Source organism: Christiangramia fulva (genome assembly GCF_003024155.1).
In the GTDB taxonomy this organism is placed as follows: domain Bacteria; phylum Bacteroidota; class Bacteroidia; order Flavobacteriales; family Flavobacteriaceae; genus Christiangramia; species Christiangramia fulva.
Window position 1 is genome coordinate 3,274,062 of record NZ_CP028136.1, and the last position, 22,718, is coordinate 3,296,779.

General features: G+C 40.8%; 18 protein-coding genes. 8 read left to right on the forward strand and 10 right to left on the reverse strand.

Annotation, left to right across the window (positions count from 1 at the left end; genetic code table 11):
• The first annotated feature begins 33 nt into the window (after positions 1–33).
• Positions 34–534 (forward strand): hypothetical protein, encoded by a 501-nt coding sequence (locus tag C7S20_RS14590; protein WP_107013166.1) that lies wholly within the window; start codon positions 34–36, stop codon positions 532–534.
• 63 nt (positions 535–597) lie between these two features.
• On the opposite strand, the gene bshA is transcribed toward C7S20_RS14590, so the two are convergent.
• The 7 genes from bshA to C7S20_RS14625 all read right to left on the reverse strand — a co-directional run bounded on the left by bshA (position 598) and on the right by C7S20_RS14625 (position 9,531).
• The gene (gene bshA / locus C7S20_RS14595) at positions 598–1,728 is read right to left on the reverse strand and encodes an N-acetyl-alpha-D-glucosaminyl L-malate synthase BshA (RefSeq protein ID WP_107013167.1); all 1,131 of its coding nucleotides are present in this window, start codon (positions 1,726–1,728) and stop codon (positions 598–600) included.
• A complete protein-coding gene (locus C7S20_RS14600) occupies positions 1,728–4,661 on the reverse strand; it encodes a serine hydrolase domain-containing protein (RefSeq protein ID WP_107013168.1) in 2,934 nt (977 codons plus the stop codon). Before C7S20_RS14600 ends, bshA begins: the two co-directional genes overlap by 1 nt.
• Complete coding sequence (locus C7S20_RS14605) at positions 4,662–5,147, reverse strand: ABC transporter ATPase (RefSeq protein WP_107013169.1); 486 nt, start codon at positions 5,145–5,147, stop codon at positions 4,662–4,664.
• 80 nt (positions 5,148–5,227) lie between these two features.
• A complete protein-coding gene (locus C7S20_RS14610) occupies positions 5,228–6,019 on the reverse strand; it encodes a (Fe-S)-binding protein (RefSeq protein WP_107013170.1) in 792 nt (263 codons plus the stop codon).
• Between the two features lie 29 nt (positions 6,020–6,048).
• A complete protein-coding gene (locus C7S20_RS14615; protein ID WP_107013171.1) occupies positions 6,049–7,389 on the reverse strand; it encodes a 4Fe-4S dicluster domain-containing protein in 1,341 nt (446 codons plus the stop codon).
• Positions 7,390–7,411: 22 nt separating this feature from the next.
• Positions 7,412–8,353 carry an MlaD family protein gene (locus C7S20_RS14620; RefSeq protein WP_107014256.1) on the reverse strand — a complete coding sequence of 314 codons (942 nt, stop codon included), beginning with the start codon at positions 8,351–8,353 and terminating at the stop codon, positions 7,412–7,414.
• Positions 8,354–8,409: 56 nt separating this feature from the next.
• Positions 8,410–9,531 (reverse strand): N-acetylmuramoyl-L-alanine amidase family protein, encoded by a 1,122-nt coding sequence (locus C7S20_RS14625; protein WP_107013172.1) that lies wholly within the window; start codon positions 9,529–9,531, stop codon positions 8,410–8,412.
• Positions 9,532–9,667: 136 nt separating this feature from the next.
• Here C7S20_RS14625 and C7S20_RS14630 point away from each other — a divergent pair, with 136 nt between their 5' ends.
• Positions 9,668–12,352 (forward strand): putative LPS assembly protein LptD, encoded by a 2,685-nt coding sequence (locus tag C7S20_RS14630; protein WP_107013173.1) that lies wholly within the window; start codon positions 9,668–9,670, stop codon positions 12,350–12,352.
• A 33-nt stretch (positions 12,353–12,385) separates the two neighbouring features.
• Positions 12,386–12,769 (forward strand): RidA family protein, encoded by a 384-nt coding sequence (locus C7S20_RS14635; RefSeq protein ID WP_107013174.1) that lies wholly within the window; start codon positions 12,386–12,388, stop codon positions 12,767–12,769.
• Here the strand turns inward: C7S20_RS14635 and C7S20_RS14640 are convergent, their stop codons facing one another.
• The 3 genes from C7S20_RS14640 to C7S20_RS14650 form a co-directional block, all read right to left on the reverse strand.
• Complete coding sequence (locus tag C7S20_RS14640; RefSeq protein ID WP_107013175.1) at positions 12,770–13,138, reverse strand: methylglyoxal synthase; 369 nt, start codon at positions 13,136–13,138, stop codon at positions 12,770–12,772.
• Positions 13,138–14,124 (reverse strand): 6-phosphofructokinase, encoded by a 987-nt coding sequence (gene pfkA, locus C7S20_RS14645; RefSeq protein WP_107013176.1) that lies wholly within the window; start codon positions 14,122–14,124, stop codon positions 13,138–13,140. Before pfkA ends, C7S20_RS14640 begins: the two co-directional genes overlap by 1 nt.
• 87 nt (positions 14,125–14,211) lie before the next feature.
• The gene (locus tag C7S20_RS14650) at positions 14,212–18,606 is read right to left on the reverse strand and encodes a translocation/assembly module TamB domain-containing protein (protein ID WP_107013177.1); all 4,395 of its coding nucleotides are present in this window, start codon (positions 18,604–18,606) and stop codon (positions 14,212–14,214) included.
• Between the two features lie 105 nt (positions 18,607–18,711).
• Between C7S20_RS14650 and tsaD the strand changes: the two genes are divergently transcribed.
• From tsaD to C7S20_RS14675, 5 genes are read left to right on the forward strand one after another with little or no spacing between them, the layout of a single operon-like run.
• Positions 18,712–19,734, forward strand: a complete 1,023-nt coding sequence (gene tsaD / locus C7S20_RS14655) for a tRNA (adenosine(37)-N6)-threonylcarbamoyltransferase complex transferase subunit TsaD (protein ID WP_107013178.1) — start codon at positions 18,712–18,714, stop codon at positions 19,732–19,734.
• 1 nt (position 19,735) lies between these two features.
• Positions 19,736–20,446, forward strand: coding sequence for a 16S rRNA (uracil(1498)-N(3))-methyltransferase (locus tag C7S20_RS14660; protein ID WP_107013179.1), 711 nt, complete (start codon positions 19,736–19,738; stop codon positions 20,444–20,446).
• Between the two features lie 4 nt (positions 20,447–20,450).
• The gene (locus C7S20_RS14665) at positions 20,451–21,095 is read left to right on the forward strand and encodes a DUF4159 domain-containing protein (RefSeq protein ID WP_107013180.1); all 645 of its coding nucleotides are present in this window, start codon (positions 20,451–20,453) and stop codon (positions 21,093–21,095) included.
• Positions 21,092–21,616: a TrmH family RNA methyltransferase gene (locus C7S20_RS14670; protein ID WP_107013181.1), complete on the forward strand. Its 525-nt coding sequence runs from the start codon at positions 21,092–21,094 to the stop codon at positions 21,614–21,616. Before C7S20_RS14665 ends, C7S20_RS14670 begins: the two co-directional genes overlap by 4 nt.
• 60 nt (positions 21,617–21,676) lie before the next feature.
• Positions 21,677–22,717, forward strand: coding sequence for an AI-2E family transporter (locus tag C7S20_RS14675; RefSeq protein WP_193510819.1), 1,041 nt, complete (start codon positions 21,677–21,679; stop codon positions 22,715–22,717).
• Position 22,718: the final 1 nt, after the last annotated feature.

The window sequence follows — 22,718 nt, forward strand, 5'->3', positions numbered from 1 at the left end:
AAATTTGTCTAAAACTAAAACGAATCGATCAATATGAAAAAGGAATTTCTTATTGCAGCTTTCTTCTTTGGAGCTGCATTTTTTTATGGTGCATATGCCCAAAGTATTTCAGAAAACGCCCTGGGGTTAAGAGTGGGTGGTGGAAATAGCTTTGGTGCAGAAGTCTCTTATCAAAGAGAGGTGGGCGCTGAAAATAACCGGCTAGAATTTGACCTTGGTTGGAGAAATGACAGTTATTATGATGCCATTAAACTGGTGGGACTCTACCAGTGGGTATGGAACATCGATGGAGGTTTTAACTGGTATGCCGGTGCAGGTGCCGGTTTAGGAAGCTATAACGATAACCGGAATGATAATCTTGATAGACACGACGGAGCTTTTGCTTTAATCGCAGGAGATATTGGAATTGAGTATAATTTTGATTTTCCGTTGTTGTTATCCCTGGATTTTCGTCCTGAAATTGGATTCTCAAATTATGTGGAAAGCGATGATTTCGCTCCAGACCTGGCTCTTGGAATAAGATATCAATTTTAGATTTTCTTAATTTATAGGTTTAAGAAAGGGAAGGTGGAGATTGTAAAAAATCTCCACTTTTTTTTATGCCTTCTCTAAAGCTTTTTCATAGAGAGCTTCGTAGAGAGGAACTATTTTATGAATATCAAATTTCGCGGCAACTTCTCTTGCCTGCTTCTTAAAAAGTTTCAATTTTTCTTCGTTCTCAAGGATAGAAATAGCATCCTTAGACATGCTTTCAATATCTCCAACATCTCTAAGATAACCCGATACACCATGAATATTAACTTCAGGCAAACCTCCTGAATTAGTGGAAATTACAGGCACTTTATTAATCATTGCTTCAAGTGCTGCAAGTCCGAAACTTTCGGTTTCTGAAGGCAGTAAAAACAGATCAGAAAAACAAAGGATCTTATCGATCTCATGACTCTGACCAAGAAATAAAACCCTGTCTGAAATATTCAATTCTTCCACAAGTTCCTCAGCGGCTTCTTTTTCAGGGCCTTCACCAACCATCATCAGGCGAGCCTTTATTTTTTTCTGAATATTGAAAAATATATGGATCACATCATCAATACGCTTCACTTTTCTAAAGTTACTAACATGTGTAATGATCTTTTCATCTTCATCTGCCATTATATCACGCTGACAATCGGTAAAACCTATTTGTTCATACTTTGAAATATCTATAAAATTGGGAATCACTTCAATCTCTTTTCTGATGTTGAAAAAGCGCAGTGTATCTTTTTTCAGATTTTCAGAAACCGAAGTGACAAAATCGCTGTTATTGATACTGAAAGAAACCGCGGGTTTATAGAAAGGATGATTTCCAACAAGGGTGATGTCGGTTCCATGAAGCGTGGTTACCATAGGCAATCTGATTCCGTATTCCTCAAGCATTTTCTTCGCCATATAACCCGCATAGGCATGAGGAATGGCATAATGTACGTGCAGAACCTCGATCCCGTAATGCCGCACCACATTCACCAGTTTGCTGCTTAAGGCAAGTTCATAGGGCTGATAATGGAACAACGGATATTCATGAACATTCACCTCGTGAAATCTGATATGACTGGAGATCTGCTCCAGCCTAACCGGTTGTTTGTAGGTAATAAAATGCACTTCATGGCCACGCTTAGAAAGAGCCAGGCCTAATTCAGTAGCTACGACACCACTTCCGCCGAAGGTAGGATAACAAACAATGGCAATTTTCATCAATCAGAAATAATAGATTCGTAAATAACTTTTTGGATGTTCGATCTAATATCGGCGTGAATGAGCTTTCGATTATTAGAATCAGGATACACCCGGTTCGACAAAAATATGTAAACGATCTCCTCATCGGGATCGGCCCAGGCAAAGGTACCTGTAAATCCGCTATGGCCAAAACTATTCATGGAAACACAGTTACAGGTAGGTCCTGCCTCTGATAACTGAGGTTTGTCGAAACCTACGCCACGCCTTACACGCTTTTTGCAATAATAACAGGTATTATAACTGTCAATGATTTCTTTTTCCAGGAATTCCTCTCCACCGTAATGGCCTCCGTTAAGGTACATCTGCATAATTTTTGCCACGTCATTGGCAGTGCTGAAAAGTCCGGCATGACCTCCAATACCTCCCTGCATGGCCGCTCCCTGGTCATGAACATAACCTCTAACCAGCTGGTGCCTCCATAATTTATCATTTTCGGTAGGGGCAATTTGCAAAGTATCAAAACGCGTAAGGGGTAAATAGCCGGTATAATTTGCGCCCAAAGGCTGATAAAGCCTTTGCTGGGTCACGATTTGAAGAGAAGTATGAAAATAGGCTTCCAGGTAATATTTTAGAAGATAATAAGGCAAATCGCTGTATTTATATTCGAGCCGCGGCTCAAGCTTGCTATCCCTAATGGTTTTTATGATGGTATCTCCAATATCCTTGCGGATATACATGTTTTTGGCTACATGCGTATTGAATTCGGGGGAAGGTTCACTACGATAATAGAGATCTGAGGGTTCATTGCTATCATGATCTATGGTAGAGATATAAAAAGGAATCCATGGCAACAGCCTTGCATAGTGCATCAGCATATCCTGAAGCCTGATATTTGCCTTATTTGAATCTTTAAATGAAGGAAACATCTCACTCAACTTTGTGTCAAAACTTAAAACTCCTTCTTCATCCAGTTGCATTACCAGCGGAAGTGTAGCCAGGATTTTCGTGAGCGACGCGAGATCGTATATCGTGGTATCAGTTACAGGAATTTTTTTATCATAGGTTTGATATCCAAAATTCTTTTGATAGATCACCTTTCCTTTTCTTGCCACCAGAATTTGTGCTCCGGGAGTCATTTTTTCATCGATCGCATAATTGATGATACTATCAATTTTTTTCAATTTTTCGGAACTCATGCCAACCGTTTCCGGACTTCCATAGGCAAGACGGTTGATGTCTTTGGTAATATATCCCGTGCCTTCCGGAAATTCCCTCCCAATGCTCACAGGTAACTTTCCTTTCGCTGGCAAAGCTCCAAAAAGTATCTGCGCTACTTTCTGCTGGGCAACAGGATGATTTTGATAACCCACTATAACTCCTTCTATATTCGAAAAACTCTTTATATCGAGCAAAGCATAAGGCCTGGCAAATAAAGCAAGCAGTGTTTTGTTCCTGCGGGCGATCTCGTGGAGCCAGCTCAATTCCTTATCACTGAATTTATAGGAAGCCCAGGGATTATTATCGGGTTTATGGTAACCCACAATAACATAGGAATACTGATCAAGTTTCTCCTGTAAATCTGAAAGTTTTTCAGCTTTTACCCAATCTACTTTGGCATATTTTCTAAGCTCCTTCAAAAACGGACTTCCATCTGCATTCCCAAAATTGACGTAAGCGATCTTCTGCTTTTCCAGGTTTTTAATCGGTACGACTCCCTTATTATTCTTTAATAGTGTGGCGGCGTTTTCAAAAAGATCTTCAAGAAGCGCTTCATCCTGGAGAGTGTTAAGATCACTAATTAAGGAAGTTGTATTTATAGGCTGAAAATTATTGAGCCCGGTTTTATATTTGGCATAAAGAATCTTTTTCACTGAAAGTGCCAGCCGATCTTCAGAAATAATTCCCTGATTATAGGCTTCCATAATATTATCTGATGCCTTTGAAATATCCTCGCTCATCAACAGCACATCGTTCCCAGCCAAAAATGCCTGCAAATCTACTTCACCCGGTTTATTTCCTTTTGCAACTCCTTTCATATCAAGGGCATCGGTAAAAATGAGTCCATTAAACCCCATCTTTTTCTTAAGAATTCCGGTAATGATTTTTTCTGAAAGAGAGGCCGGAACAGATTCATCGGGCTCCAGGTCCGGGACGCTCAAATGAGCCACCATAACACTGTTTAAGCCCTGCGGAATAAGCTTTTTATATGGATAAAGCTCCACCGAATCAATCCGTTCTTTTGAAAAAGTAATGGTGGGAAGGGTTTTATGAGAATCTGAATCGGTATCCCCATGCCCCGGGAAATGTTTGGCGGTACTGAGAAGACCCGAATGTTCCATGCCTTTCATCATTGCCAGGGCCTTTCTGGTCACATTCTCTTTGGTTTCGCCAAAGGAACGGTTCCCGATGATGGGATTATCAGGATTCGTGTTGATATCTACTACAGGTCCAAAATTGAACTGAATACCCAGGCGTTTGGCATGGCGACCAATCGCCGCGCCGGTACGTTGGATAAGGGTCTCATCCTCTATTGCGCCGAGGGTCATATTCCAGGGAAAGGCAAAGGTACTGTCAAGTCTCATTGCAAGTCCCCATTCAGCATCCATTCCAACCAACAAAGGCACTTTGCTCAATCCCTGAAACTCATTGGTAAGCTGGGCCTGCTTTACGGGGCCTCCTTTGGAAAAAATGATCCCGCCAATATGTTCTTCTTTTATGAGCTTCCTGATAGTATCAGCCTCAGTGGCTGCATTTCTTGACCAGATATTGGCCATAAAAAGCTGTCCTACTTTCTCCTCCAGGCTCATAGAGTTATAAACACTGTCAACCCATTTTTTCTGGGCGACAAAATCATCGGCTCTTAAAGGATTGGTGACCTGTGAATTAACGCACAGGGATAAGAAAATAAAAAATAAAAATGTTAGCGATCCTCGGGCGTGCTTCAACTTCATTTAATTCATAAAACGTTTGTGCCAGCTTTGGGATGCCGGGACTTCCCAGTCTGAAAGGTATTCGGCTTTATTATTTACAAGGTTGTTAAAAACAATGGTCTTCGAAGAAACAGATTTCTGTTTGGCCATTTTCCGGAAATCAGAAAGGCTTTTATAGGCAATGAACTCTCCCAATTTATAAGAGACATTCATTTTATCAAGAAGATCCACATTATATTCCTTTTCCAGCTGCTGAATAAAATGCACTGAAGCATCTATGGAACATCCGGAAGCGGCATTGAGCTCCTGGTCAAGAGCAATCACGATAAAACGCCTGTATTTTATCTCATAGGAGGCTTTGAGATTTGCTCCGTGAACGGTCCATTTCTCAATAAAATCATCCAGTTTATTAGAGATCTCCTTTAATTCTTCTTCGGTAAACGGGCGATTAGCCTGGTAAATCCATACCCGTGAACTATCGGGTAAACTTTCAAATGGTACTAACATAAGGGGTCAAATTGAACTGTTACAAATCTAATTTTTTTAGTTGTGAGCTCAAATACAGTACCACTATTTAACGTTTGTAATTATAGATCTTCAGCGTTGGCGATCATTTCGGCTACATCCATTACAGCAATACTGCCTTCTTTCTCTTTACTTTTAACGCCATCAGTGAGCATTGTATTGCAGAAAGGACAACCGGCAGCAATAATTTCAGGATTTACATCCATGGCCTGTTCGGTTCTTGCCACATTTACATCCTTTTTCCCGGGTTCAGGTTCTTTGAACATTTGTCCTCCACCGGCACCACAACACATGGCATTTCGCTTGCACCTTTTCATTTCCACCAATTCCACTTCAAGCTTTTCCAGAAGTTCCCGGGGAGCTTCATATTCATTATTGGCGCGTCCTAAATAACAGGGATCGTGAAAGGTGATTTTCTTTCCTTTGAATTTACCGCCTTCCACTTTCAATTTACCTTCTTCAAGAAGCGATTTAAGAAATTGGGTATGGTGTACTACCTCATAATTTCCGCCCAGAGAAGGATATTCATTTTTTATGGTATTGAAACAATGCGGACAGGTAGTGACGATTTTTTTTATTTCGTAGCCATTTAGAACTTCAATGTTCATGGCTGCCTGCATTTGAAACAGGAATTCATTTCCCGAACGTTTCGCAGGATCTCCGGTGCAGCTTTCTTCTGTTCCCAAAACGGCAAAATCTACTCCGGCCTTGTGCAGTAATTTTACAAAGGCCCTGGTAATTTTTTTGGCGCGATCGTCAAAACTTCCGGCGCAACCTACCCAAAAAAGTACTTCGGGAGCTTTACCTTCAGCCATATATTCGGCCATAGTGGGAACTTTTATTGAATCTGCCATAATTTGATATACTTTAAATAATTCAAAATTTATTTTTCCTGGGCCCAGTTAAGACGATCCATTTGGTTATAAGGCCAGGGAGCACCATTATTCTCAATATTTGTCATGGAAACCGCCAGTTCATTCGGTGCAGCACTTTGCTCCATCATTAAGTAGCGTCTCATTTCAATAATTATAGACAGCGGATCGATTCCTACGGGACAGGCTTCCACGCAGGCATTACAGGTGGTGCAGGCCCATAATTCTTCCCGGCTTATGTAATCATCCAGAAGCTGCTTCCCATTATCTTCATATTTGCCTTTTTTATTGATGATCTCCCCTACTTCCTCCAGTCGGTCCCTGGTGTCCATCATAATTTTTCGTGGAGAGAGCTTTTTGCCGGTTATATTGGCAGGACATTCGGAAGTACAGCGGCCACATTCCGTGCAGGTGTAAGCATTCATCAATTGCACCCTTGTTAGATCGAATACATCAGAAGCACCAAATTTTTCGGGCTCTTCCTCCCCTTCTCCTTCAGCCGGAGCCGCAAATGGATCGGCATTTGGATCCATCATCAATGCCACTTCTTTTTTAACCGATTCAAGATTGTTCAATTCTCCTTTTGGTTTCAGCTTTGAATAAAAAACATTTGGAAACGCCAGCAGAATATGTAAATGTTTTGAATAATACAGGTAATTCAGGAAAAACAAAATACCTAAAATATGCAGCCACCAGGCCGTTCTTTCAATGATGATAAGCGTGGAATTACTAAAGCCATCTATCAGCGGCATTAAAAAATTACTTACCGGAAAAGCAGCGCTCATATCGGTATTTAACAAATAATGTGGAGCTCCATTCAATTGTAACTGGTGATCGGCGGCATTCATGGTTAGAAAAAGCACCATAAGCACCATCTCGAAATAAAGAATATTATTGGCATCGTTCTTTGGCCAGCCTTTTAGTTCATTTCCCCAGAATCGATAAATGCGAACGACATTTCTTCGGGTCCAGAATAAAATAACGCCTATAAGCACCAGCAAAGCCAGGATTTCAAAACCTGCAATAAGGATGTTATAAAAATTTCCAAGGAAAGAGAAAACACGGTGAGAACCAAATACCCCGTCTATAATGATCTCGAGAACTTCAATATTGATAAGTATGAACCCAAGGTATACGATCACATGCAGTATACCTGCGATTGGGCGACGAACCATTTTACTCTGGCCCATCGCTACGCGGGCCATTTTCGCAAAACGCTCTCCTTTATGATCTGTACGATCTGATTCCCGACCTAATTTGATATTACGGGTCATCCGCCTGATATTCCTGGTAAAAAAACCAATACCGCCAATTAGGGCGATCACAAAAAGAACTTGTGCAATAATATGCATTCGATGCGTATTTTAGGGAATCCTATTCTTCTTCTTCGTAAGGTTCGGGATTTTTGCCGAAAATAGAGAAATGAACGTATCGTTTAGGATTCAGTTTAACGTCTTGGAGTAATTCTTCGAGCTGTCGGGTTGCCCGGTCCAGATTATTATAAACGGTTTCATCATTGAGCAGTTTACCCGCTGTTCCCTCTCCATTGTTAAGTTTATCGGCAATTTGCTGAAAATCTGCCACCACGTTTTCAAGATCTGTGGTCATTTGTTTCAGATTCATCTGGCTGAGCGTATCAGAAAAATTATTGAAATTGGCAGACATCTCATCGAGATTGGTAAATGTACGGTCCAGTTTATCAGAATTGCCGGAAACAATTTCATGAAGCTCATTAGCAGTTTGTCGAAAAGAAGCCACTGTGGCATCAAGGTTTTTAAAAGTACCTCTTATATTTCTGCGTGTGGAGTCGTTAAGCACCTCGGCAATGGCCGTTACCATAGAATCAGCACTTACTATGGTATTTTCAAGTTTTTCCTGTAGCGGAGAAAGACGATCGTTCACCAATTCCATGAGACCCTCTTCCTTTTTTCCCTGAAGCGTATCGCCAGATTCGGCCATTCCAACACTTTTGTCATATTTTGGAATAATTGCCAAAGATTTCCCGCCAATAATATTTCCTCCATAAATTTCAGCAATACTATTTTCGGAAAAGGCAAAATCATTCTTTACCGTAAAGGTTACCAGCAGCTGCCCCTTCTGGTTTAAAAAATCAATTTTGGTTACCTGTCCAACCTTTAAACCATTTATGGTAACTTCAGAAGATGGTGAGAGTCCTTCAACATCATCATAAACTGCATAAAAAGTCCGGCTATCCTCTAGAAGGTTCTGGCCCTTAAGGAAACTATATCCAACGATAAGAAGAACTATTGCTGTAATAGCTAGCACGGCGGTTTTAACCTCTCTGGAATATTTCAAAAGCAAATTTTTTAAAGGATAACCACAAATTTAGAAATAAAATTAGAAAAGCCGTTCTAATTATCCTGAGATTTTAAGGCTTCTTCGAGGCTTACTTTCTGGTTGTTTTTAAAAGCAACTATATAACTTGTGGGATATCCTTTTCGGATCGCTTCCCTGTGTAGTTCCTGAATTTTAAGGTAATCTGACGTGCCTCCGTAATAATATTTATAAAATTTGCCTTCTTTTTCTCTTTCGACATTTTTCAAGCCTTTAAAATTATAGGGCGCGGTTTCAAGCTTTCGCGACCCGGCAGCCAATTGTACTTTAAAGGTGACGTCTTTATAAACCTGGGAATTGCCTCCATGGGAAGTGCTGTTACTTTCGCCTTTATTAACAGCAATATCATCTATAACATCCAGGTTTATGGTATGACTGTAATCAATAATAGCTTCTGAAATTGCCTTTGCCATCTGGTCCTGTCCTCGATTACTATTAAGATATGCTCCTTCCTGATTATTGGTCAAAAAACCGGTTTCTACCAGAACGCTGGGCATATAAGTTTGGTGCAGAACAATAAGCCCCATTTGTTTTACCCCGCGGTCTTTCCGGTGTAATTTATTGGTGAATTCTTTTTGAACCAGGTCGGCCAGTAAAATACTCTGGTCAAGATATTCCTCCTGCATAATAGTAAGGCCAATATAAGATTCGGGGGAATTGGGATCGTAACCCGCATATTTCACTTCGTAGTTATCTTCGAGGTAAATCACCGAATTTTCTTTTTTTGCGACCTCAAAATTGGTTTCATTCCTGTTTAATCCCAGTACGAATGTCTCGGTTCCCGAGGCCTGTGATTTGTGGGAATTGCAGTGTACGGAAACAAATAGATCGGCATGGGCCTCATTTGCAATTCGGCCTCTTTCAAACAATTCCACGAATACATCGGTCTTACGGGTATAGATGACCTTGATATTATTATATTTTTCCAGTTCTTTCCCGATTTTTAAGACAATACTCAGGGCAATATCTTTTTCTTTATAACCATTACCCATATTACCCGGGTCTTTTCCACCATGACCGGCGTCGAGAACCACCACAAAAGGGTTCAAAGAGGGCGGAACTTCAGCTGCCTGGGAGTTTTTTTGAAGGGCAATAACAAAGAAGGTGAATACGAAAAAATTAAGTAAGTTCGTTCTCATAAAAAGCTAACGCTTAAACTGGGGTGAATATTTTAATTACTATTTTCCTGCTCTCAAAAAAGTAAGCTGAAAAAATATACGTAATTTTGGCCCTCCAAAGAGCGAGCCGTACCATACAAAAATAGCACTTAAAGCATTGCAAACAAATATCCCGAATACTCTTTTTTGCTTAGTTTGTACGTTGTTGTTTTCCTTCGCACTTCAGGCACAGGAAGGCCAGAATAACTCTATTCCTGTAAAAGCCAAAGATACGGTGGTGCCTGCAATGAACACTGAAGAGATCAATCTTGCACTACAGCAAAAAGATACGGTAGTAAAAGATAGCGTTCGGCCACCGCAACTGCTAACTGATGTTGTAAGTTATACTGCTTCCGATTATATGAGGCTTAGCCCGCGAGAGAATAAAATGTACCTCTACAATAAGGCTAAAGTAGTTTACGGAGATATGACGATCGAAGCAGGCCTCATTGTGATCGATAATGCGAAAAATGAGGTTTTCGCTTATGGAATTACCGATTCTACAGGCACTTATATACAAACTCCAATTTTTACACAGGCGCAAAAAACTATCGAGCCAGATTCCATTAGGTTCAATTTCAAGTCGGAAAGAGCCCTGGTATATAATTCCCGTACACAGGAATCGGAATTTCGGGTGAAAGGACAGGTTACCAAACGCGAAAACGATTCGGTTTACTTCATGAAAAATGTTCGTTTTACCACTTCTGAAGATATCGATAATCCGGAATATTATTTCTATGCCCGAAAGATCAAATTTGTGCCAGGAAAAAAAATCGTATCGGGACTCGTCAATATGTATATCGCCGATGTGCCAACACCTCTGGCCTTACCGTTTGGCTATTTTCCCATGACCGAGGAACATACTTCGGGATTTGTAATCCCGTCTTTTGGTGACAGCCAGTTTGGTTATAACCTTCAAAATGGAGGTTACTATTTTGCCATCAGCGATTATGTAGACCTCATGGCACTGGGTAGTTATTATACCAATGGTTCTTATAATATGGAATTTACCTCGAATTATGCTTTAAGGTATCGCTTTCGCGGAAATTTCAGCTTCAGGTATGAAAAGCAGTTCAACAGCCAGCGTGGTTTTCCTGATTTTTCTGAAAGGTCCAATTACAACATCCGCTGGTCGCATAATCAGGATGCGAAGGCCAATCCTTCTTCCAGATTTTCAGCTTCGGTGAACCTCGGAAGCAGCCAGTATTACCAGGAAACGATCAACCAGAGCAATACAGGTAACTTCTTAAATAACACCCTTAGTTCTTCGGTTTCCTATAGCAAAACTTTTCCGGGGGAACCGGGCATAAATTTAAGTCTGGCGGCAAGGCATTCTCAAAATACCCGAACGCAAAGCATAAATATGAGCCTTCCTACCATGCAGCTCAGTATGTCTCGCATCTATCCTTTTGCTCCAAAAGTAGGTGCGAAAAAAGGCTTGTTTGAGAATATTAATTTACAATACAGTTTGCGTTCCGAAAACCAGATCCAGACCACCGATTCTTTATTTTTTAAACCTGAAATGTTCAGAGATGCAAGGTTTGGCGCCCAGCATTCCATTCCTATTTCTACCAATTTCAAGCTTTTTAAATACCTAAGCGTGAGCACCGGCGCCAATTACGAGGAGACCTGGGTTACCAAAACCTATCAGCAGTCATTCAATGAAGTGGAAAACCGGGTAGTGCGTGACACTGTTAATGGATTCGAGGCTTACCGTACCTACAATTTTAATGCGAGTATCGGTACCACGATCTACGGGATGAAAAGTTTTGGGAAAGACAAAAAAATTCAAGCGATTCGTCACGTGATGCGGCCTTCCATAAGCTACGGAATTAATCCCGGTTTTGACCAGTATTACGACACCTATGAACGAACCAACCCTGCAACTAATCAAATTGAATTAGTAGATTATTCCAGATTCGAGGGTACCTTGTATGGTGCTCCCGGAAGAAATTTTTCAAGTTCCATTGGTTTCAGCCTTAGTAACACTCTTGAAGCCAAGGTTCGATCAAACGACAGCACTGCCACAGAACCAAAAAAAATAACCTTACTGAACAATTTCAGCCTGAGTACAAGCTACAACCTTGCGGGGGATTCCCTGCAACTGTCCCCAATTGCACTGAGGGGCTCCATTCCCATAATCGATAAAAAGCTGGATATCAATTTTGGAGGAAATCTTGATATCTATGCTTTAAACAATAATAACCGGAGGATCAATAAACTGAATATCGAAAATGGAGGAAGCCTCTTCCGCCTTACGAATGGAAGTGTGAATTTTGGTTATTCCTTCTCCAGTAAGGATTTTGAGGGCGGCCAAAAAGACACCGATGAAATGGACAATGAAACCTTTAGGAACGGTGGTCGACCTGATGATCTTTTTGGAAAAAGCACCGATCCTTCTGATAATTATAAGGAGGAAGATCCTTTTGAGAAAAAAGAGAAAAACCCGAATAGCGATTGGTACCACTACAAAATTCCATGGGATCTGCGACTGGCATATTCCCTGAATTACAGTAATAATGCCCGGCAAGATCAGATCTCTGCCCATTCTCTGATGTTTTCGGGAAATGTGGAACTAAGTCCGAAATGGCAAATTGGAGTCAGTTCGGGATATGACCTGGTGAACCAGGGATTTACCTTCACCCAATTAAGATTTGCACGAGATCTGAACAGTTGGATCATGAGTTTTAACTGGGTGCCTTTCAGCAACCGGAAATCCTGGAATTTCTTAATAAGGATCAAAGCGAGTGTCCTAAGCGATATTAAATATGAAAAAAGACGTGTAAGGGACAGACAGTTGTAATTTCAGGAAATTAAAAATTTAAAAATAAGTATCATGAAAAAAATAATTAAAACCGAAAAAGCTCCGGCTCCCATTGGTCCATATAACCAGGCCATATTTGCCGGAAACACCTTGTATGTTTCAGGACAAATTGCCCTTCATCCCGAAACTGGGGAACTTCAAACCTCCGATCTTGAAAAAGAAACCGTGCAGGTACTCGAAAATTTAAAAGCGATCCTTACCGAAGCAGGACTGGGAATGGAAAACATCGTGAAAACTTCCATTTTCATCAGTGACATGAACAATTTTGGTAAGATCAATGAAGTTTATGGCCGCTATTTTGATGCAGAAACAGCTCCGGCACGGGAAACCGTAGAAGTCGCGAACCTTCCCAAATTCGTAAATGTTGAAATTAGCGCAATCGCTGTAAAACCTTAATTATACCAGGCCTTTTATCAATAATTTAGCGGTGGCGGGATTTGTTGCCAGCGGCACGTTATGCACGTCGCAGAGCCTCATAAGCATAAAGATATCCGGTTCATGAGGGTGCTTGTCTAAAGGATCCCGGAAAAAAATCACCATATCTACCAGCCCTTCAGCAATTCGAGCAGCTATTTGGGCATCACCACCGAGCGGCCCGGAAAGTAATTTTTCTACCTTGTAACCTGCTGCTTCGGTTTTGGCTCCCGTGGTTCCCGTTGCAATAATGTTGATATTTTTAGAATGAAGAATCTCCTGATTTTCATTCAGAAACTGGACCATTTCAGGCTTTTTGCCATCGTGGGCTATGATCGCTATAGTTTTCATTAGGTCGAGAGTATTTCAGAAATTCTTAAAAGATCTTTATTGATCGTATGTTTTCCTTTCAGGGCTTTTTCAAGGCTGCAGGATTCTATATCGTTATTGATAAGCCCCACCATCAGGTTTTTCTGTCCGTCCAGCAAAAGTTCCACTGCTTTCACCGATAATCGGCTAGCCAGCACCCTGTCAAAACAGGAAGGACGGCCTCCCCTTTGGATATGTCCCAGAACGGTAACGCGGGCATCGTAATACGGCAGGTTTTCGCGAACATAATCTGCAAGTTCAAAAACATTTTTTCCAATTTTATCACCTTCAGAAACTACCACGATACTAGAGGTCTTCCCTGCCCTGCGGCTGTGCTCGAGGGAATTAAGAAGTCTTTCCAGACCGAGATTTTCTTCAGGAATAAGAATTTCTTCTGCTCCGGCGCCAATTCCGCTGGTAAGAGCAATAAAACCGGCATCGCGCCCCATCACTTCCACAAAAAACAAACGGTTATGAGAACTTGCCGTATCCCTGATCTTATCAATCGCTTCAACCACTGTATTGAGCGCCGTGTCGTAGCCAATGGTATAATTGGTTCCGTAAATATCATTATCAATTGTGCCGGGAACGCCCATCACCTGAATGCCATGTTCTTCGCTTAGAGCAAGTCCGCCGCGAAAAGTACCATCTCCACCAATTAGGATCATCGCGTCGACTTCATCTTTTTTAAGATTTTCAGCGGCCCGGCTACGGCCTTCTTCGGTCATAAATTCTTTTGATCTCGCAGATTGTAAAATGGTGCCTCCGAGGTTGATAATATTTCGCACGCTTCTCGCATTCAGTTCCACAGACTCGCCATTTATCATTCCCTGGAATCCGCGATAATAACCCACGCAGTCAATATGGTAGTAAGCGCAGGCTCTAACAACAGCCCTTATCGCAGCGTTCATTCCCGGTGAATCCCCGCCGGAGGTCATCACACCTATTTTTCTAAGTCTTTTGCTCATAATTATTCAATTGATCAATAAAACTACAAACTAAATTTGAAGAAACCAGATGGAACAACCGCTTTTTACAGGCATTTAGCCGAAAAATCAATTTTGGTTGACCGAAGGGAAATTAATATAATCAGGTACCAGGGGTCTTTCTGCTTCCTTATTTTCCGCTTCCGGGGAAGATGGCTTTTCGATCTGGGTATCGGCAATTTTCCGTAGAAGCTCTTTAAAAGTATTAAAATCAACAGAATACGACAGACCTATCCCCTGGGTAAATCCAATTTCTTCGCCAATAAACTGGATATCGCTCTCCCGGTTAAAGATCTTTGCGCGCAGGCTTCCGTCTTCATTCAAAAGAAAATCGATCTCCAAATCACCAATAATTACCGATTCGGTGACCCCTCCAATAGGAACGCCCACCTGTCCGTTAATTAGAACTCTGTCTGATATCTGCGTGGAAAGTGTCAGACCAAATCTATCTACGGTTTGTTGGTCGGGTGTGCGATCGCCCTGAACGTAATTTACTCCCACCTGGAACTTTCCGTCTTCATCAGAAAAAATGTCATTTACTATGCTCGAAGCCCGTTCAGCCAGGGTTCCGTAGATGGCGGTACCACGCAACCCGAATTCACTATAAAAAACTCCCTGAGTCAACAGGAAAAGCGCCTGCAGCTCTTTACTGGCGCGGTCATCTATTCTATACTCAAGTTCCGACTTCACGGTAGAACTGGCATTTGGAAAATCAATATCAAAAGTAATATCGGGCTGCTCGATCTGGCCCTGAAGATTAATAACCACGTCTACAGGAAGTTTCCTATTAACCGAGGGATTTTCGAGCAGAACTGCAGGATTCGCATTCAGCGAATATACCGCGCTTACATCGAGCTGCGCCTCCAGCGGGTCGCCATCCCAGTTGATACTTCCTCCCGACTCTACCTTGAAAACCTTCTGGACAAGTCCCGCGTATTTGAAGTTATAAACTCCTTCATACACGATAAAATCTCCCCACATATTGAATTTGCCGTTGGTATTGATTTCCAGCAGCAAACTTCCCGCTCCACGACCTCGCAAGGTGCTTCCGCTGGTTTGGTCTATCACAACCTCCACCTCGGCATCTTTGGTAATATCAAGATCAAAGAACATTTCAAGTCCCTTCACCTCGGGTATTACGATCTCTTTTCCCGCCAGTTTTGCGGCTTTTTCTTCTTCGGTTAAAAAATGGATAAAAGAATTATCTCCTACCGATTCGGTATCATTTAAAGGAATTTTGAAAACCGTTCCTCGTTCTGTCTGCGCATTTACCTCGAGCACCAACTGGTCTGTAGGCCCGTTGATACTGGCTTCCCCATCTATAAAGGCGGTTCCGTAATAGAGTGCGTCTTCATCTTTATCGGTATCCAAAACAAGAAGACGGTCTGTTGAAAGCTTAAGATCCAGAAACCACTCTGAAAAATTCTTATGAGAAATAGTTCCGTTCAGTTTTCCTTTCGTTTTATACTTGGTATCGATAAGAGTAATATCATCAAAAACGAATTGCTGCTTGGTAAGATCTACCTCTGCATTTTGCTGAAAATTGAGATCTACATTCAAATAGGGGATTTTCAGGCCCGCCTGATTTAGCTGGAGACTACCTGAAAAATTGGGATTCTTGTAATTTCCGTTGACAAATGCCCTTCCGGAAGCAAATCCGCGAATATCGGATAGCACATCTTTACCAAGAGGACTAAAGGCAGCCAGATTAAGCCTGTTCAGGTTCACCTCAAGATCAATGCTCGGTTCCTTTCCGCTTACATTTATATCACCTAGCGCGCTTAAAGCTTCCACATCTTTATTCCGAAGGACGGCATTTACCGCGTAATTGGTAAGATTTTCATTTCCTTCCACGTTCATTTTTAAATTTCCGAGGTAAATATCATTGACATTCAGCGAATCAATGGTCATTCGGGTATTTGGATAGTAGGCGCCATTTTCCTGAAGAATATCCAGATCACCATTGAGCGTTCCGGCAAATGCAAGACTGTCGATATCTGGGGTGATCTTGGCGATATCCACATTGTCAAATTCCATTTTGAAATTTTTATAGGTAGAATCCCGCTTGGTACCACTAAGCCTTATTTCTTCATTTTCGTGTTTCATGACGAGTGAATGGATCGTGAAATTGCGAAACTGGTTATCAAAAACGATCTTGTTATTCTTATTATTTGATTCGTTTACGTACCAGACATTATCCTGAAATTTAAAATCAGATTTCTGAATGCCTACAACCGATTTTCCATTTTCATTAATTGTATGGAAAAGGTTAAGGTTGAAAACATCATTATTTTTCTTTCCACCGCGGAATTCTGAACGGATATATAGGGTATCCCGTTGAGTTACATTAATAAAACTGAATTCAGAAAAATTATAAAGATCGGTCGCCACACTGTCGGCCTCAAAATAAGTATTGTAAATCGGACTGGTATTATCGACCTGTAAATTGATATTTTCGGCCATATTTCCAAAGAGATCGATCCTGGGTGATTTGAACGTCAATTTGAATTCAGATTCATTCGATTCTACCCGTCCCTTAAGAAAAGTATTTGGCGCCAGATGAATTTCGGGGAAAAAAACCTCTACAATCTGATTATAAATATCAAAATCAAACTCCATATACTGGTTCCTCGTAGTTGTCTTCGGCTGATAATTGGTATAAATACTGCCCAGCGAATTTTCAAAGAGGTTCGGAACTTCAGAAAGCTTAAAAACACCGGTTATCTGCCCGTTGATTACATCAGGCGAACTGATCTTGATCGTTCTAACCGGGCCTTCAAAACTTGAAGAAATACTGAGATCTTCAAAATAATAAAGGTTGTTTTCATTTTTATAAGAGGTGTTCAATAAATAAATTGACCCGTAAGCATCGTCTATACTGGTCCCTTTCATATTCATGATCACATCTCCCTTGAAAATAGCTGTACTGTCGCGGCTTACAAAATTTAATGCGTTCAAATCAGCATATTGTACGGATGCTTCAAAATCGTAATTATTGATATCCTGAGAAAGATCGGCTAAACCATTGAATTCCATTTCCAGGTTTGGGTCTCTGGAAACGAGATGGCCGTTAAAAACCGGATTTTTGAGAGTTCCTATCACGCGAATATCTGAATAGGTATATCCATTGAACCGAATCTTTGCAATTCGGCCCTGCAGTTGAGTATTTAAATTTTCGCGATCAAATCCTTTACCGTCAAAATCGATATTAAAAGAGGTCTTTCCTAATTTTTCCTTATCGAGGAGCCGCCCAATATTGAAATCTTTGAAAATAAGTTTTCCTTTATAGTGGGCGTTGGTGTCGCTATTGAAATTTTCGAGGATAAAATCAGCATCTGCCGAGCCTAATTGAGTGGTCACGACCACGTCGGCATCTAAAGAAGAATTGCTGACCACCGTTTTACCTTTTAGGTTCAGATTTCCGAAATCGGTTAAAGTTTCAGGTAATTTTCCCTTTAAAGGCCCCGGTAAAAGATTGATGAGATCGTAATAATTGCTGTTGAGATCGGCGAAATCTCCATCTAATAAAAAGTCTTTTGGATCTTTTGAAAACGAGCCTTTCACACGCAATACGCCCTCGACACTACTGCGATCCATCCCGTGCATTTCGAGGTTTTCAAGCAGAAAATTATTCAGCGTTCCCGAAAGTTTAGTTTTGAAAGTGATCATTTCATCATCTCCAAAACCATCATAAAATGCCTGCAGGTCATTGCTGGAGATCTTACTCTCTCTGAAATCGGCATTTACCTGCACGAGATTTTCAAAATCGGAAAAATCGCCTGAATTATAATTAAAATGCAAATCAGCATCTACAAAAGACCCCGGGGTTTTTAATTGCATATCAACCAGGCGCATACTCTGCGGATCATAATGGAATTGCGTGGAAAGATTTTCTATTTCCAGTCCGCGATGCTCATAACCGCTGAGTTTTCCTATATCTATATCGATATTCTCATCATTGATCTGCAATTCATTCGCATAAATATTTAGGCTGTCGATCACCAGCACATCTTCCTTATCAAGATTTTCATCATAATAGCTATACCGGCTATCAACAATTTGAACATTCCTGGCATTTAATTTAAAGGGCGCAGCTTCGCCTGAAGGTTCTTTTTTAAGCTTGTGAATGAGCACGCCCAGATTGTCGCGGTCTTCGCCCTCGTAACGCCGCATTTTCATATTAAGGCCTTCAATACGGGTATTTCCAAGATTGGGAGAATTATTAATAAGATTTCGGATACTGAGAATGGAGGTCTTTATTTCCCGCGCCGTAAAAAGGGTGTCTTCATGATGGTCTTCCACATAAATATCCTTTAGCAGAATATTCCCGGAATACCCGAGCTTCACCCTGCCAATACTAATGTTTACATCATTGTTTTCACGTAAGGAATCCGTAAGTTTTTTGGCAACTGAAGTTTGTACAGCAGGTATGGAAAATACGATCAGCAGAATGATAAAAAACAAAAGCAGTGCGACGACTGTTCTTATAAGTATTTTCCAGAATTTTTTGATATGCTTTTATGTTTTAACTTTGCGTCTAATTTACAATTTCTATGCCCATTTTTTCTGATGACCAACCAAAACATTCACATTCTGGCAATTGAATCGTCCTGCGATGATACGGCTGCAGCTGTACTTTGCAACGGAAAAATTCTGTCTAATATTGTAGCAACTCAGGAAGTTCACAAGCAATATGGTGGTGTTGTTCCTGAACTTGCCTCGCGAGCCCACCAGCAGAACATCGTTCCGGTGATCCACCAGGCTTTGGCGAAGGCAAATATCGATAAAAAAGAGCTTTCTGCAATTGCTTTTACAAGAGGCCCGGGACTGATGGGTTCGTTACTGGTAGGCACCTCTTTCGCGAAATCCCTTTCAATGGGCCTCCAAATCCCTCTTATTGAAGTAAATCATATGCAGGCGCATATCCTAGCTCATTTTATCGAAGAGGAAAATTTCGACAAACCAGAATTTCCGTTCCTGGCCATGACCATTAGCGGCGGACATACTCAAATTGTAAAGGTCAATGATTATTTCAACATGGAAATAATAGGCCAAACCACCGATGATGCGGTGGGTGAGGCTTTTGATAAAAGCGCTAAAATTATGGGACTTCCCTATCCCGGCGGTCCGTTGATCGATAAGTATTCAAAGGAAGGTAATCCAAAAGCTTTTCCATTTCCCAAACCAAAAGTAGAAGGACTGGATTTCAGTTTCAGCGGATTTAAAACCGCGGTACTTTATTTTATTCAACGAGAAACTAAAAAAGATCCTGATTTTGTTGAAAAAAACCTGAAGGATATTTGTGCTTCTGTTCAGTACACTATTATTGAGATTTTAATGGATAAACTGAAAAAAGCCGTAAAACAAACCGGGATAAAACAGGTAGCTATCGGCGGCGGAGTAAGCGCCAACAGCGGGATAAGGCAGGCGATGAAAGACGCCGAGAAGAATTTAGGCTGGAAAAGTTTTATTCCCAAATTTGAATATACTACAGATAATGCCGCTATGATCGGAATTGCCGGTTATTATAAATATCTTTCCGGGGATTTTGCCGACTATTCGGTTACTGCCAAATCGCGATATAAGTTTTAAAATGCAGCTTTTCTTTAACCCTGAAATAACTTCTAAAGATTCCCAGGTCTTATTTCCCAGGGATGAAAGCAGGCATATTGTAAAAGTTTTGCGAAAGAATGAAGGCGATCTTCTTAATATCACCAACGGAAGAGGAGATTTCTTTAAAGCTGAGATCATACAAGCCGATATAAAACAATGTGTCGCTAAAATTATTTCTTCTGAAAAAGAACCGCCACCGCCTTATCACCTGCATTTGATGGTCGCTCCCACCAAGATGAACGACCGGTATGAATGGTTTCTTGAAAAGTCTACTGAAATAGGCGTTCAGGAAATTACCCCGGTCATTTGCGATCACAGCGAAAGAAAAGTGGTGAAACTTAATCGGTTTGAAAGGGTGTTGCAAAGTGCCGTAAAACAATCGCTTCATTTCAGGATGCCGCAGCTCAATGAACCCCTGAATTTTAAGGAAATTATAAGTAAATACAACACCGGAAACCGGTATATTGCCCACTGCGAAGAAACTCAAAAGGCCTATCTTCAGCAAAAGATCAAAAAAGGAGAAGATGTTGTTATTTTAATTGGTCCTGAAGGAGATTTTAGTTCCGGTGAGATTGAACTCGCAATAAAAAATGGATGGATCCCCGTAAGTCTGGGAGACAGCCGCCTTCGTACAGAGACCGCAGCAATAGTGGCCTGCCATACAGTAGCCCTTCTTAATCAGGAAATATAAAAAAATGAAAAAATTACTTTTTCTGGTCATTTTTCTTTGTGCCATGCTACCGGGAAAGGCACAGGAAATCGCCTTGCTTAAATACAATGGCGGCGGCGACTGGTATGCCAATCCTACTTCCCTGCCCAACCTGATCAAATTCTGCAATTCTCATATAAATACACAAATAGATCCAAAACCGGAAACCGTTGAACCCGGTAGCTCAGATATTTTTCAATATCCATTAGTTCATATGACGGGCCACGGAAATGTGATTTTTGATGATAATGAAGTTGAAAATCTAAGAACTTATCTGTTAAGCGGCGGATTTCTTCATATTGATGATAACTACGGAATGAATAAGTACATCCGCAAAGAGATCAAAAAACTTTTTCCCGATAAGGAGCTCGTTGAGTTACCTGCGAATCATCCTATTTTTTCTTCTGAATTTCCTTTTCCAAATGGATTGCCAAAGATACATGAACATGACGGACTGCCACCACAGGCGTTTGGTATTTTTGAAAATGATCGCCTGGTGCTGCTTTTTACTTATGAAAGCGACCTGGGAGATGGCTGGGAAAGCGAAGAAGTGCATCACGACCCGGAAGATGTGAGGTTAAAAGCTTTAAAAATGGGTGCAAATATTGTCAAATATGTTTTTGAAAATTGAGCTCACAGTTAACTCATAACGAAACCGACTTTGAAAAACAGAAATTTCCGCTAATTCTCGTAGCCGATAATATTATTGGTGAAGCCAATATTGGCAGCCTTTTCCGCCTATCCGATGCCTTCGGGATTGAAAAAATCGTTTTTTGTGAAACCGAACCCAATATGAACAGCAATCGTTTAAAAAAGACGGCACGAAATACTTATACTTCTGTTAATTATGAGTTCAGAAAATCAACTGTACATTATATTCAGCAGAAAAAAGAAGAAGGCTTTACGGTGATCTCACTCGAAATTGCTTCAAACAGTAAAGATTTGAGGCAATTTCAATATTCCGCTTCAGAAAAAATCCTGCTGGTTGCTGGGAATGAGAGAAATGGGATTAGCGAAGAAATACTTAAGTTGAGCGATAAAATTTTTCATATTGAGATGTTTGGAGATAACAGCAGCATGAATGTCGCGCAGAGTGTGGGAATTGCTTTCTATGAAATTACACGCGCTATGAGTAATTTCTCCAAGAAATAATATATTTACCTTGTGAAAGCACACGATATTGCCAACGGAATATTACGAGCGACAGGCATCATGATTGGTGTGGTGCTTCTTTTATTATTCCTATATGAAATCCAGTCGGTACTTGTTTACATCGCTGTTGCTGCCGTAATTGCATTAATTGGCAGACCTGCGGTTATATTTTTGAGACAGCGGCTCCGGCTACCCAATCAGATCGCTGTAGTGATCGTTCTTTTGCTGTTTCTGTCGGTATTTGTTGGTCTCATCTTCCTGTTCGTACCAATAATAATCGAGCAAAGTCGTAATCTTGGCCAAATAGATATTGAAGCATTTAAAAGTGATATTAATGATCTGAACGATCAAATAAATAATTACCTGGGTGTGGAAGAGATCAATGTTCTCCAGGCTTTTAGAAGAAGTGAATTCGTGCGAAATTTCGATTTGAGCCTGATACCAAAATTTTTAAACAATGTTTTCGGAATACTTGGAGCCGCGTTGATCGCTATATTTTCTGTGCTTTTTATCTCTTTTTTCTTTTTAAAAGATAGTAAACTGATGCTGCATAGCATCCTGGTTTTTGCCAATCACGGAGAGGAAGATAAATTTCAAAGAGTATTCAATAAAATCAAAATTTTACTTTCCAGGTACTTTGTAGGTCTGACCTTGCAAATCCTGGTCTTATTCATTCTTTATATCATCCTGCTTTCCATATTTGAGATCAACAATCCTATTGCCATCGCCTTTATTTGCGCAATTTTAAACCTTGTTCCCTATCTGGGGCCCCTGGCCGCCGGAATTTTAATGGCTTTATTCGTGATTTCAAGTTTTCTGGGAGCCGATTTCAGTACGGTAATCCTGCCGCGAGTTGTTTATGTAATGCTTGGTTACTCCATTTGCCAGCTTATCGATAATTTTATTTCACAACCAATGATCTTTGGAGCCAGTGTAAGATCTCATCCCCTTGAGATTTTTCTGATCATCCTTATTGCCGGGCTATTATTTGGTGTGGTAGGAATGGTCGTGGCCGTGCCTTTCTACACAGCTTTAAAAGTGATCGCCAAAGAATCGCTGAGTGAGTACAAGATCGTAAAAAGGTTAACCCGTAACCTTTAAT

Excerpts from the sequence above, each read along its gene's own strand:
- C7S20_RS14590 (WP_107013166.1), top strand. The coding sequence starts at position 34 with ATGAAAAAGGAATTTCTTATTGCAGCTTTCTTCTTTGGAGCTGCATTT.
- bshA (WP_107013167.1), bottom strand. The coding sequence starts at position 1,728 with ATGAAAATTGCCATTGTTTGTTATCCTACCTTCGGCGGAAGTGGTGTC.
- C7S20_RS14600 (WP_107013168.1), bottom strand. The coding sequence starts at position 4,661 with ATGAAGTTGAAGCACGCCCGAGGATCGCTAACATTTTTATTTTTTATT.
- C7S20_RS14605 (WP_107013169.1), bottom strand. The coding sequence starts at position 5,147 with ATGTTAGTACCATTTGAAAGTTTACCCGATAGTTCACGGGTATGGATT.
- C7S20_RS14610 (WP_107013170.1), bottom strand. The coding sequence starts at position 6,019 with ATGGCAGATTCAATAAAAGTTCCCACTATGGCCGAATATATGGCTGAA.
- C7S20_RS14615 (WP_107013171.1), bottom strand. The coding sequence starts at position 7,389 with ATGCATATTATTGCACAAGTTCTTTTTGTGATCGCCCTAATTGGCGGT.
- C7S20_RS14625 (WP_107013172.1), bottom strand. The coding sequence starts at position 9,531 with ATGAGAACGAACTTACTTAATTTTTTCGTATTCACCTTCTTTGTTATT.
- C7S20_RS14635 (WP_107013174.1), top strand. The coding sequence starts at position 12,386 with ATGAAAAAAATAATTAAAACCGAAAAAGCTCCGGCTCCCATTGGTCCA.
- C7S20_RS14640 (WP_107013175.1), bottom strand. The coding sequence starts at position 13,138 with ATGAAAACTATAGCGATCATAGCCCACGATGGCAAAAAGCCTGAAATG.
- pfkA (WP_107013176.1), bottom strand. The coding sequence starts at position 14,124 with ATGAGCAAAAGACTTAGAAAAATAGGTGTGATGACCTCCGGCGGGGAT.
- tsaD (WP_107013178.1), top strand. The coding sequence starts at position 18,712 with ATGACCAACCAAAACATTCACATTCTGGCAATTGAATCGTCCTGCGAT.
- C7S20_RS14660 (WP_107013179.1), top strand. The coding sequence starts at position 19,736 with ATGCAGCTTTTCTTTAACCCTGAAATAACTTCTAAAGATTCCCAGGTC.
- C7S20_RS14665 (WP_107013180.1), top strand. The coding sequence starts at position 20,451 with ATGAAAAAATTACTTTTTCTGGTCATTTTTCTTTGTGCCATGCTACCG.
- C7S20_RS14675 (WP_193510819.1), top strand. The coding sequence starts at position 21,677 with ATGATTGGTGTGGTGCTTCTTTTATTATTCCTATATGAAATCCAGTCG.